Annotated in this window: 11 protein-coding genes; 9 read left to right on the top strand and 2 right to left on the bottom strand. The window is 42.1% G+C overall.

Annotated elements, in window-relative coordinates:
* The first annotated feature begins 67 nt into the window (after nucleotides 1-67).
* Together secA and prfB are read left to right on the top strand one after the other, a co-directional pair.
* A complete protein-coding gene (gene secA, locus JOC74_RS08910) occupies nucleotides 68-2,593 on the top strand; it encodes a preprotein translocase subunit SecA (RefSeq protein WP_053604245.1) in 2,526 nt (841 codons plus the stop codon).
* Nucleotides 2,594-2,728: 135 nt separating this feature from the next.
* Nucleotides 2,729-3,830 (top strand): peptide chain release factor 2 gene (gene prfB / locus JOC74_RS08905; RefSeq protein ID WP_098945243.1). Its coding sequence is split into 2 segments (ribosomal slippage): nucleotides 2,729-2,800 and nucleotides 2,802-3,830, totalling 1,101 coding nucleotides; the frame shifts between segments, so codons are not numbered across the junction.
* 26 nt (nucleotides 3,831-3,856) lie between these two features.
* Here the strand turns inward: prfB and modB are convergent.
* Nucleotides 3,857-4,537 carry a molybdate ABC transporter permease subunit gene (gene modB / locus JOC74_RS08900; protein ID WP_053604243.1) on the bottom strand — a complete coding sequence of 227 codons (681 nt, stop codon included), beginning with the start codon at nucleotides 4,535-4,537 and terminating at the stop codon, nucleotides 3,857-3,859.
* Nucleotides 4,518-5,282, bottom strand: coding sequence for a molybdate ABC transporter substrate-binding protein (gene modA / locus JOC74_RS08895; RefSeq protein WP_053604242.1), 765 nt, complete (start codon nucleotides 5,280-5,282; stop codon nucleotides 4,518-4,520). The genes modB and modA overlap by 20 nt, the downstream gene beginning before the upstream one ends.
* Before the next feature lie 231 nt (nucleotides 5,283-5,513).
* Between modA and JOC74_RS08890 the strand changes: the two genes are divergently transcribed.
* From JOC74_RS08890 to JOC74_RS08860, 7 genes are all read left to right on the top strand, one after another.
* On the top strand, nucleotides 5,514-5,891 hold the full coding sequence (locus tag JOC74_RS08890) for a nuclease-related domain-containing protein (RefSeq protein ID WP_053604241.1): 378 nt from the start codon (nucleotides 5,514-5,516) through the stop codon (nucleotides 5,889-5,891).
* A 130-nt stretch (nucleotides 5,892-6,021) separates the two neighbouring features.
* Nucleotides 6,022-6,867: a YitT family protein gene (locus JOC74_RS08885; protein WP_053604240.1), complete on the top strand. Its 846-nt coding sequence runs from the start codon at nucleotides 6,022-6,024 to the stop codon at nucleotides 6,865-6,867.
* Nucleotides 6,868-6,916: 49 nt separating this feature from the next.
* On the top strand, nucleotides 6,917-7,246 hold the full coding sequence (gene cccB, locus JOC74_RS08880; protein WP_053604239.1) for a cytochrome c551: 330 nt from the start codon (nucleotides 6,917-6,919) through the stop codon (nucleotides 7,244-7,246).
* 303 nt (nucleotides 7,247-7,549) lie between these two features.
* Nucleotides 7,550-8,236 carry a cell division ATP-binding protein FtsE gene (gene ftsE / locus JOC74_RS08875; protein WP_053604238.1) on the top strand — a complete coding sequence of 229 codons (687 nt, stop codon included), beginning with the start codon at nucleotides 7,550-7,552 and terminating at the stop codon, nucleotides 8,234-8,236.
* Complete coding sequence (ftsX, locus tag JOC74_RS08870) at nucleotides 8,229-9,119, top strand: permease-like cell division protein FtsX (protein WP_053604237.1); 891 nt, start codon at nucleotides 8,229-8,231, stop codon at nucleotides 9,117-9,119. The genes ftsE and ftsX overlap by 8 nt, the downstream gene beginning before the upstream one ends.
* A gap of 102 nt (nucleotides 9,120-9,221) precedes the next feature.
* Nucleotides 9,222-10,475 carry a murein hydrolase activator EnvC family protein gene (locus tag JOC74_RS08865; RefSeq protein WP_053604236.1) on the top strand — a complete coding sequence of 418 codons (1,254 nt, stop codon included), beginning with the start codon at nucleotides 9,222-9,224 and terminating at the stop codon, nucleotides 10,473-10,475.
* Nucleotides 10,476-10,596: 121 nt separating this feature from the next.
* The gene (locus JOC74_RS08860) at nucleotides 10,597-12,027 is read left to right on the top strand and encodes a S41 family peptidase (RefSeq protein ID WP_053604235.1); all 1,431 of its coding nucleotides are present in this window, start codon (nucleotides 10,597-10,599) and stop codon (nucleotides 12,025-12,027) included.
* The last annotated feature ends 49 nt before the right edge of the window (nucleotides 12,028-12,076 follow it).

The following is a 12,076-nucleotide window of genomic DNA, read 5'->3' as shown; positions in this document are numbered from 1 at the left end:
CTAGACACATTAACCTATGCCAGTTTTATCATCCTGTTTAGGTATGGGACAAGAGGAGCGTTTATACATGCTTGGAATTTTAAACAAAGTGTTTGATCCGACGAAACGTACATTAAACCGTTATGAAAAAAAAGCGAATGAAATAGATGCATTAGGCAAGGAAATGGAACAACTGTCTGATGATGAATTAAGGAGTAAAACCGCAGATTTCAGAGAGCGGCTGGATAAAGGAGAAGGGCTGGACGATCTTCTAACGGAAGCCTTTGCGGTTGTAAGAGAAGCCTCTAAACGAGTGACGGGCATGTACCCTTTCAAAGTACAGCTTATGGGCGGGGTAGCACTTCATGAAGGCAATATTTCAGAAATGAAAACCGGGGAAGGAAAAACGCTGACTTCCACCATGCCGGTTTATTTAAACGCGCTTTCTGCCAACGGTGTTCATGTCGTTACCGTTAACGAATATTTGGCTAGCCGCGATGCCGAGGAAATGGGTAGAATCTTTGAATTTTTAGGGCTGACAGTTGGTTTGAATTTAAACAGCTTATCAAAAGCTGAAAAAAGAGAAGCCTATGCAGCGGATATCACCTATTCTACCAATAACGAGCTTGGTTTTGATTATTTACGGGATAACATGGTGTTGTATAAAGAAGACATGGTACAGCGGCCGCTGAATTTTGCCGTTATTGATGAGGTCGATTCGATTCTTGTCGATGAAGCGAGGACACCATTAATTATTTCCGGCCAGGCTGCTAAATCAACAAAGCTGTATGTGCAAGCAAATGCTTTTGTCCGTACTCTCAAAAAAGAAGACGACTATATTTATGATGTAAAAACAAAAGGTGTACAGTTAACTGAAGACGGAATGACGAAAGCCGAAAAAGCATTCGGAATTGACAACCTATTTGATGTGAGAAATGTAGCCTTAAACCACCATATCGGCCAGGCATTAAAAGCACACGCATCCATGCAAAAGGATGTTGATTACGTTGTTGAGAACGGCGAAGTCATCATCGTTGATTCATTTACGGGTCGTTTAATGAAGGGGCGCCGATACAGTGATGGCCTGCATCAAGCCATTGAAGCGAAAGAAGGTTTGGAAGTACAAAACGAAAGCATGACACTAGCGACGATTACGTTCCAAAACTATTTCCGGATGTACAATAAAATTGCTGGTATGACGGGTACTGCGAAAACAGAGGAAGAAGAATTCCGCAATATTTACAATATGCAGGTTGTCTGTATTCCGACCAACAAAGAGATAATCCGTGATGATCGCCCGGACTTAATTTACCGCTCAATGAAGGGGAAATTTAATTCAGTTGTAGAAGATGTTGCTCAGCGCTACATGACAGGCCAGCCTGTTCTTGTAGGGACAGTTGCTGTTGAAACGTCAGAGCTTATTGCTAAAATGCTGAAAAATAAAGGAATCCCCCATGAAGTATTAAATGCAAAAAACCATGAACGTGAAGCACAAATAATTGAAGCGGCCGGCCAAAAAGGGTCTGTCACAATTGCCACGAACATGGCTGGACGCGGAACCGACATTAAATTAGGTGAAGGCGTAAAGGAACTGGGAGGACTTGCCGTTATCGGGACTGAACGCCATGAATCAAGACGGATAGACAATCAGCTGAGAGGTCGTTCAGGTCGTCAGGGAGATCCGGGAATTACGCAATTTTACTTATCTATGGAGGATGAACTCATGCGCAGATTTGGTGCGGAGCGGACGATGGCGATGCTCGACCGGTTCGGCATGGACGACAATACTCCGATTCAAAGCAAAATGGTTTCGCGAGCGGTTGAATCTTCCCAAAGACGCGTAGAAGGCAACAACTTTGATTCCCGTAAGCAGCTGTTGCAATATGATGATGTTCTTAGACAGCAGCGCGAAGTCATCTATAAGCAGCGTTTCGATGTCATTGAGTCGGAGGATCTGCGTTCAATTGTTCTCGACATGATCCGCTCTTCAATGGAGAGGACTGTCGCTTCGTTCACACCAAAAGAAGAGCTTCAGGAAGAATGGAACCTGGATGGGCTTGTTGAACAAATTAATGCGATTTATTTGGATGAGGGCGCTTTGGAAAAAAGCGATATTTTCGGTTTAGAGTCTGAAGAAATATCAGAACGAATCATGGATCGCATTGAAACGAAATATAGTGAGAAAGAAGAAAATTACGGCGTTGAACAAATGCGCGAGTTTGAAAAAGTCATCGTGCTTCGTGCAGTAGATTCCAAGTGGATGGATCATATCGATGCGATGGATCAGCTTCGCCAAGGTATCCATTTACGGGCTTATGCGCAAACAAATCCTTTACGCGAATATCAAATGGAAGGCTTTGCGATGTTTGAAAACATGGTCGCTTCGATTGAGGATGATGTGGCAAAATACGTCCTGAAGGCAGAAATTCAAAATAACCTCGAACGAGAAGAGGTCATACAAGGGCAGACTACCGCACATCAGCCGAAAGAAGGCGATGAAGAAAAAGCTGCGAAGAAAAAACCAGTCCGTAAAGTGGTGGACATTGGACGAAACCAGCCATGCCATTGCGGAAGCGGGAAAAAATATAAAAATTGCTGCGGCAAAGCAGAATAAAGTGAATAAATCTTAGCTCTAACGGTCAGTTGATCCCTCGCGTAACATCAATCCTACGGCCTGTTAGAGCTGGAAACACGTGGCAGCCAAGTGCTGCCGTTCTTGTCGCATATAACAATTTTATGAGGTGAAGAGATGGAATTAGTAGAAATTCGTCAGGAATTAGAAAATATGGCTGCAAGGCTGGCTGACTTTAGGGGGTCTCTTTGACCTCGAAGTCAAAGAAGCAAAAATTAGTGAGCTAGAGAACCAGATGGCTGATCCTTCCTTTTGGGACGATCAACAAAAAGCGCAGTCTGTCATTAACGAAGCCAATGCGCTTAAAGAGTACGTAAATTCTTATCAAAGTCTAAGTGAATCTCACGAAGAACTGCAAATGACACACGATTTATTAAAGGAAGAAGCAGATCAGGATCTTCAAAATGAACTAACAAAAGAAGTGAAAAACCTGACCAAAGAATTTAATGAATTTGAGCTTCAGCTTTTGCTAAGTGAGCCTTATGACAAGAACAACGCTATATTAGAGCTTCATCCTGGCGCAGGAGGAACAGAGTCACAAGATTGGGGAGCCATGCTTCTCAGAATGTATACGCGCTGGGCTGAAAGAAAAGGGTTTAAAGTCGAAACTCTTGACTACCTGCCTGGAGACGAGGCAGGCATTAAATCTGTTACGCTGCTCATTAAGGGACATAACGCCTACGGGTATTTGAAGGCGGAAAAAGGCGTACACAGGCTTGTCAGGATCTCGCCGTTTGATTCCTCCGGACGCCGCCATACGTCATTTGTTTCCTGTGACGTCATGCCTGAATTCAATGAAGAAATCGATATTGACATTCGAACGGAAGATATTAAGGTTGATACGTATCGTGCAAGCGGGGCAGGCGGCCAGCACGTCAACACGACCGACTCCGCCGTACGGATTACACACATACCGACCGGAGTTGTGGTAACCTGCCAAACGGAGCGTTCACAAATTAAAAACCGCGAACGTGCGATGAAAATGCTAAAGGCAAAGCTTTATCAACGACGTATTGAAGAGCAGCAGGCTCAGCTTGATGAAATTCGTGGAGAACAAAAAGAAATCGGCTGGGGCAGCCAGATCCGTTCCTATGTATTCCATCCCTATTCGATGGCCAAAGACCATAGAACGAATACTGAAATGGGAAATGTGCAAGCGGTTATGGACGGCGATATTGAAATATTTATTGACGCTTATTTACGTTCAAAAATTTCGTAATGGTAAAACATCCTTAAGGGGATGCTTTACCATTTTTTTAATTGTACGAGAAGCAGCATGAAAAAAGATATGAGCATAATCGCGCCTACCCAGAGCCAGGCCAAATGCATGTTTCCGGAATCTAAGGCCACATAAATCGCTGTCGGAATCGTTTGTGTTTGCCCTGGAATATTCCCCGCAAACATAAAAGTTGCCCCGAACTCCCCTAAAGCACGGGCAAAGCTTAACACACTGCCGGACAGAAGGGATCTGGCAGCAAGAGGAACTGAAAGATAAAGAAAGACTTTCCACTCACTGCCTCCGTCCACTCTTCCTGCTTCTTCAACTGCGGAATCGATGTCCGCAAACCCGGATTTTGCTGTTTGATACATCAGTGGAAAAGCGACGACCAATGATGCAATTACTGCCGCCCACCAAGTAAAAATGACAGGCTGATCGAACAGCTGTTCAATTCCTTGTCCAATTATACTGTTCCTGCCAAAGATGATAATTAAAAAAAATCCAACTACAGTAGGCGGAAGAACGAGCGGAAGCATAATCAACGTTTCCACAGCTGCTTTCCCGCGAAAAGTAGCCCGTGCCATCAAACGGCCTGTGAGGGTACCTAATAAGATAATAAAAACGCTGGAAAGCATTGCAACCTTTAGCGAAAGCTGAACCGGAGCCCAAAATTCAGCCGAGCCTAGATTATTTAGTAGAGAATCCATATTTGTCCAATGTTTGTTTAGCTTCCCTGCCCAGGAGAAAGGAGAGAAAAGCTTTCGCTTCTTCCTGGTGCTTAGAATCGCTGATGACTCCTGCAGGATAAATGATCGGCTGGTGCGTGTCTTCCTTTGCTGTTTCTACTGTTTTCACATTGTTGGAAATGAGGGCATCCGTTTGATAAACAATCCCCGCCTCAACATTTCCTGTTTCTACATAAGACAGAACCTGGCGGACATCCTTTGCGTACACAGCCTTTGGCTCCACTTGATTCCACAGACCCATATTTTGGAGAGACTGTTTCCCATATGCTCCTGCAGGGACGGTCTCGGGCGTACCAAGAGCAATTTTTGTGACAGAATCATCTGCAAGCGCCTGAAACGATGTGATCGAAGAATCCTTTGGAACAATAAGGACAAGCTTGTTGCCTGCTAAACGAATGGCATCCTCTTTTGAAATGATCTTATCATCCACAAGCAATTGAAATTTATCCTCGGCAGCTGAGATAAATAAATCAACTGGTGCCCCTTGGGAGATTTGTTGCTGCAAGGCACCAGAACCGCCAAAATTAAACGTCAACTCAACCTCTGGATGCTCTTTTTGATAGGCTTCCTGAATATCTTCCATGGCATCCTTTAAACTCGCGGCTGCAGAGATTGTCAGCTGTACCTTATCTGTAGAAGCAGTCCCGCATGCGGTGAGAAGGAAGAATAAACTTAAGGATAATAGTAATAACTGAGAACGCTTCAACCATAAAACCTCTCTTTGTTTTGTAATAAAGTGAACCTTCAATCAGTGGGGAGCGGTGCATAGGATATGCTAGTGAAGGCGCACGAACAAGACGCCTGAGCTTTTAGCCTTCGTATCCTCCCCCACTGATTGTTAGGTGAACCAATCGGGCTTTTACGGGCAGTTGACCTCCACCTGCACTTCTTTAGTGGTGGCCTAAAGTTTTCGAGGTGGAGGGCTTACTGCCCGTTATTGCGGGATAAACCAATTATAACTGAAATCGAAGGTATTTCTAAATCATTTATCGAATGGTTAATCATTGAAGGAGATGATCATTTGATTGCAAAAAAACGAACCACACCGCTGCAGCTTTATGCACTAGAATCTTTAATTTCCCGCATGAGGCAAAAACATAAAAAGCGCAGTGACATAGAAGGAGATTTAACAAAACGGAAAACTGGCTTTAAAGGAGAACTGGCACTGGACTATGAGCTCGGAAAACTTCAGGGTAATAACTATTATATATTTCAAGACCTCAGATTAAAATCAGGCCATCTTTACTTTCAGTTAGACACTCTTTTGCTGACGAAGCACTTCGGGCTCATTTTAGAAATCAAAACTACCATCTAATGAAGTAAATAATCCAGCAAAAATTACTACTTTACCCCGCTAATACGTTATCCTGGTGTTGTTCAAATAAATGAGTTCAGATGTTATACTTCCAAATGGTGATTTACTAACTAGAAAGAAGGATATTTTGATGGTGAAAAAAGTACTTCATTTGGACGTATTTCGGGATTATTTATATATTTTTGTTGGATCAGCAATTGTGGCGGTTACTTTTAATGTTTTTCTCCTTCCGAATCACATTGCGGCTGGCGGAATCAGCGGAATTAGTACGATCATGGAGTCGTTTGGATTTGAAGCGGCTTTTGTGCAATGGGGATTGAATATTCCGCTGTTTATTGCCGGTTTCTATGTGCTGGGCGGGAAATACGGATTAAAAACCTTGGCCGGCTCCATATTTTTGCCGTTCATCGTTTACATGTCAAAGGATCTTGGACGGGCAACCCACAATGAATTGCTGGCTGCGATTTTTGGAGGCGTTGGAGTAGGAATCGGAATTGGTCTTGTGTTCCTTGGAAAAGGATCAACCGGGGGAACGGCACTAGCCGCGCAGATCATTCATAAATATACAGGTTTGACACTTGGAACTTGTTTGGCTTTTATTGATGGGCTTATTGTTCTGTCCGCTGCTTTCGTATTTAATCTGGAGCAGGCGCTGTTTGCGATGATCGGCGTTTACGTGTCGAGCAAAACGATTGATATTGTACAGGTTGGCTTCAACCGTTCCAAAATGGCGATGATTATAACGAACGAGGAAGCTGCTGTGCGAGATGCCGTTCTTCATCGAATTGACAGGGGAATCACGAAAATATCAGCCCAAGGCGGGTATACAGATGATGAGCGGCCCATTTTAATGTGCGCAGTTGGACAAGCAGAGTTTACAAAATTGAAACATCTTGTGAAAAGCATTGATGAGTCTGCATTTGTTATTGCCATGGATGCGGCAGAGGTGCTTGGAGAGGGTTTCAAACGCGCATAAACAGGTTATAATGGATTCATCATTGCCAATAAGGGAGATGAACCATTTTATGAAACGCAAACTTTTCACGCTAGCTGTATTTCCTGCGATCCTTTTATTGGGTGCTTGCGGAGCCGGGGATAATGATTCCGATTCATCAGATAAGAACAATGAAACGGCAGGAAATGGTGAAGATCTATATCAAGAAAGCTGCATCGGCTGTCACGGACAGAATCTGGAAGGGTCTTCCGGACCTAATTTGCAGAAGGTTGGGGCAAAGTACTCAGAAAGCGAAATTGTAGATATTATTAACAACGGACGGGGCAACAACATGCCTGGAGGGCTTGTCAGTGAAGAAGAAGCCACGGAATTAGCCAATTGGCTTTCTGAGAAAAAATAACGTGAAAAATCAGGAAAAAGGGAAAACCGAGATCAAAAAATTGACCTCGGTTTTTTTTCGATTTTATTCGACAACATCCGACTTTTGAAATATAATTGTAATGTCAGTGTGAGTTTTCATAAAGTATAATGGAAATTGTTGAAATTTGAAAAAGATCGTCAAAGTTTGTATTTATTTTTAAAACACTCTGCCGATATATAAATTGTAGTTTACTATAGATAAATTGTTTTTTTATGGACAGAAAGATACATATTGCTCCGAACAGTATGACCGGGTAAACAACTTAAAAGATTAGGTGATCGCATGATAGAGATGAAAGACGTTTACAAAACTTATTCTAATGGCGTATCTGCAATCGCCGGATTAAGTGTCACTATACATCCTGGAGAGTTTGTCTATATCGTTGGTCCCAGCGGTGCAGGCAAATCGACATTTATTAAAATGATATACCGCCAAGAAAAGCCTACAAAAGGTAAAATTGTAATTAACAGCTTGAACCTTGCGGATATAAAAGAAAAAGAAATTCCTTTTTTAAGGCGGAAATTAGGGGTCGTGTTTCAGGACTTTAAACTGTTGCCAAAGCTCACAGTGTTTGAGAATATTTCATTTGCGCTTGAAGTGATCGGAGAGCATCCAAAAGTAATTAGAAAAAAAGTGCTTGAAACACTGGATCTCGTTCAACTGAAGCATAAGGCGCGGCAATTTCCAGACCAGCTTTCCGGCGGGGAACAGCAGCGGGTATCGATTGCAAGATCAATTGTTAATAGTCCGGACATCGTTATTGCAGATGAGCCGACTGGAAATTTGGATCCGGATACTTCATGGGAAATTATGAGGACTCTTGAAGAGGTTAATAATCGCGGAACCACTGTTGTGATGGCAACTCACAACAAAGAGATCGTAAACACGATGAAGAAAAGAGTTATTGCTATAGAAGATGGTCTAATTGTGCGTGACCAAGCGAGAGGAGAGTATGGCAATTATGAATAGAACTCTCGTTAGGCACATTCGCGAAGGCTTGAAATCACTTGGAAGAAATTCATGGATGACCTTTGCGTCTATTAGTGCTGTAACAGTAACCCTGCTGCTGGTTTGTGTATTTATAGTCATCATGTTCAACTTGAACAATATGGCAACAAACGCAGAGCGGCAGGTAGAAATCAAAGTATTGGTAGAACTGACTTCCGAGCAAAACGATCAAGATAAACTGCAGTCACAAATTGAGAACATAGATGGCATTGAAAACGTCAGGTTTTCTTCAAAAGAACAAGAGCTTGAACAGCTGATTGACAGTCTTGGAGAAAATGGCCAGACGTTTGCGATGTTTGATCAAAGCAATCCTTTATACGATGCGTTTATTGTGAAAACAACAAACCCAAGGGATACGCCGAAGGTTGCTGCTGAAATTGACAAACTGGATCAAACATACAAAGTAACCTACGGTCAGGAAGAAGTCAGCCGCCTATTTAGAATTGTAGAAGTGTCACGAAATATTGGCATCGCTCTGATCATCGGATTGGTGTTTACTGCCATGTTTCTGATTTCTAATACGATTAAAATCACAATTTTTGCGAGACGGAAAGAAATCGAGATTATGAAATTAGTAGGTGCGACTAATGGGTTTGTGCGCTGGCCGTTTTTCATTGAAGGATTATTGCTAGGTGTATTTGGAAGTGTCATTCCGATAGCGATCCTTTTGAGCAGCTACAATTCTTTGATTGAGTGGATTGCTCCTCGTGTTCAAGGCTCGTTTATCACCCTTCTCCCATACAATCCGTTTGTTTTTCAGGTTTCACTGATTTTGATTGCTATTGGAGCAGTAATTGGTGTTTGGGGAAGTCTTATGTCCGTTCGAAAATTTCTTAAAGTATAGGCCGGCCTTAGAGCTGGCTGTTCTTTTCTAGTAATAAGCCGATCATACATAAACAACGTGAAAGGCCGGATAAGCCCTTTTGCATTTTTAGGAGGAGTTTTTTTGAAAGGAAAGGTATTATCAATCGGTGTAGCAACTGCTGTCTGTGCTTCAGGATTCATACTTCCTGCTTTAGAAAACCGTGCGTACGCTTATGAAGATTTGGACAAGCAAAGAGAAGAAGTAGAGAATAAACAATCAGAACTCGAAAAAAGGCAAGCTGACAATGAAATTAAACGTGCAGAGTTAGAAGCTCAGGAAAAAGATTTGAATGCTGATCTGCAAAAGCTGGATACAGAAATCATAACAACGAATGATTCCATTGAAAAAAGGCAGGCTGATATTAAGCAAACTAATCAAGAGATTAATAAATTAAAAAAAGAGATTAAAGAGATTACAAAACGGATTGAAAAAAGAAATAAACTGCTTCAGGATCGTGCACGCGCGATCCAGGAAAACGGCGGGAACGTAAATTATTTAGATGTGCTTTTAGGTGCTCAAACCTTTGGCGACTTTGTCAGCCGTGTAAGTGCTGTAACAACAATTGTTTCAGCCGATAAAGATATCATAGAAGCCCATAAGAAAGACTTAAAGCTTGTTGAGCAAAAAGAAGCAGAACTAAATAATAAACTCGATAAACAACATGCCGCCCTTGATGAGCTTGAAGCTTTAAAAGCTGATTTGGACAAGCGGCAAACCGAAAAGAACAAATTAATCGAACAGGTGAAAAAAGATCAAAAAAAAGCGGTTGATGAGCTCGGTTCTATGGAAAATGAAGCTGACCTTTTAAAGCGTCAAGATGAAGCAATCAAGGCAGAAGAAACACATCGGAAACAACAAGAGGCCGAAAAAAGACGAAAAGCTGAAGAAACACAGAATCAGCAAACTGCATCAGCTTCCGAGCCGGTGGAGTCAAATACATCCGGGTTTATCAAGCCTGCTCCTGGCAGTTTCACTTCACCATTTGGACCAAGAGATGGTGGTAATCACTTTGGAGTAGATATTGCTCTTGCAGGTTCTGATGTGCCTGTTCACGCTGCTGCATCAGGGACGGTGTACAACGCACACTATTCAACCAGTTATGGAAATGTGATTTTTGTGACACATAACATTAACGGTCAAACATATCAGACGGTTTACGCCCATCTGTCTGGAATGCAAGTCTCAACTGGCGACCGTGTAGAACAAGGCCAACGAATCGGAACGATGGGCAACACTGGTGCTTCGCACGGACAGCATTTGCATTTCGAACTACATAAAGGTCTTTGGAATGCAGCAAAATCAAACGCAGTTGATCCAAGACCGTATATTCAATAGCATTCCCTTATTTTAACTCTTAAAACATCTGTTTTAAGAGTTTTTTTCATTTCTTCCATTACATGAAATGATTCTCTTTTGCACATACTATCTCAACCCACATGATTGAAGGAGGCAGAGAATGAAAAAGAGAATCGCATCATGGATTGTAATGTGTACCTTAATCGTCAGCGGAATGGGGCTGTATGCAATTATCGAGCCTGCAGGCTTCCATAAAGCAGATGCCCTCTCCTCTCCAGACCGGGAAGAGGTGAATGGGTTTGAAAAATTTAAAAAAGCTTATGAATTAATATCGAATGAATACGTGGAAGAGGTTGATCGGGAGAAGCTTCTTGAAGGGGCTATTCAAGGAATGCTTACTTCTTTAAATGATCCATATTCTGTCTATATGGACAAGCAGACAGCCAAACAATTTTCAGACGCACTCGATTCATCGTTTGAAGGAATCGGAGCGGAAGTAGGAATGGAAAATGGAAAAATAATAATTGTTTCTTCTTTTAAGCGCTCCCCTGCGGAAAAATCAGGCCTAAAGCCGAATGATGAAATCATCAGCATTGATGGTGAGTCGATGGCGGGTAAGGATTTGAATGATGCGGTATTAAAAATTCGCGGCAAGAAAGGGTCGAAAGTAAAGATCGAAGTTCACCGTACCGGAACGAGGGAGAATTTATCTTTTTTGATTAAAAGAGATGAAATACCTCTTGAGACAGTCTTTGCGTCGATAAAGAAAACAAAAGATAAGTCGATTGGCTATATTTCGATTTCATCTTTTTCTGAAAAAACTGCGGATGATTTCTCAAAATCATTAAAAAATCTTGAGGATAAAGGAATCGACGGTTTGGTTCTTGATGTTCGCGGGAACCCGGGAGGCTATCTTCAAAGTGTAGAAGAAATCATGAAGCATTTTATTACAAAGGACCAGCCATATATTCAAATTGCAGAAAGGAACGGTGAAACAAAGAAATTTTATTCGAAATTAACAAAACCAAAGCCGTATCCGGTATCTGTTATAACGGATAAAGGCAGTGCCTCCGCTTCTGAGATACTGGCGGGTGCTTTAAAGGAAGCCTGCCACTATGATGTGATCGGAGAAACTTCTTTTGGGAAAGGAACGGTTCAGCAGGCAGTCCCAATGGGAGATGGAAGCAATATAAAACTTACGCTGTACAAGTGGCTGACCCCGGATGGCAACTGGATTCATAAAAAGGGAGTCAAGCCGACGATTCTGGTTACACAGCCTAAATTTTTATCAGTAGGACCTCTGCAAATAAAAGAACCTTTAAAAGAGGATATGAACAACAACGAAGTAAGCCGCGCCCAAATTTTGTTAAAAGGCCTCGGGTTTGATTCAAAACGGATGGATGGATATTTTAATAAAAGTACAAAAAAGGCAGTTAGAAGCTTTCAAAGCAAGCACGGCCTAAAAGAAACCGGAGTGATTGATAACCGCACGGCACAACGGATCAACGAGAAAATTAATTCTCTAAAGGAGGATGAGAAAAACGATCTTCAACTTCAGGCAGCTTTAAAAACAATATCGAAACAAAAGTGAGCACAGCATTGCTCACTTTTTTGTTTTGGCAATATTTTCATGAAAAATG

It is taken from the genome of Bacillus capparidis, assembly GCF_017832095.1.
In the GTDB taxonomy this organism is placed as follows: domain Bacteria; phylum Bacillota; class Bacilli; order Bacillales; family Bacillaceae; genus Bacillus; species Bacillus gobiensis.
The sequence above is the reverse complement of the archived record's forward strand: the minus strand, read 5'-3'. Positions and strand labels throughout refer to the sequence as shown.

Coding starts and splice junctions, on each gene's coding strand:
- secA (WP_053604245.1), top strand. CDS start 68: ATGCTTGGAATTTTAAACAAAGTGTTTGATCCGACGAAACGTACATTA.
- modB (WP_053604243.1), bottom strand. CDS start 4,537: ATGGATTCTCTACTAAATAATCTAGGCTCGGCTGAATTTTGGGCTCCG.
- JOC74_RS08885 (WP_053604240.1), top strand. CDS start 6,022: ATGGTGAAAAAAGTACTTCATTTGGACGTATTTCGGGATTATTTATAT.
- cccB (WP_053604239.1), top strand. CDS start 6,917: ATGAAACGCAAACTTTTCACGCTAGCTGTATTTCCTGCGATCCTTTTA.
- ftsE (WP_053604238.1), top strand. CDS start 7,550: ATGATAGAGATGAAAGACGTTTACAAAACTTATTCTAATGGCGTATCT.
- ftsX (WP_053604237.1), top strand. CDS start 8,229: ATGAATAGAACTCTCGTTAGGCACATTCGCGAAGGCTTGAAATCACTT.
- JOC74_RS08860 (WP_053604235.1), top strand. CDS start 10,597: ATGAAAAAGAGAATCGCATCATGGATTGTAATGTGTACCTTAATCGTC.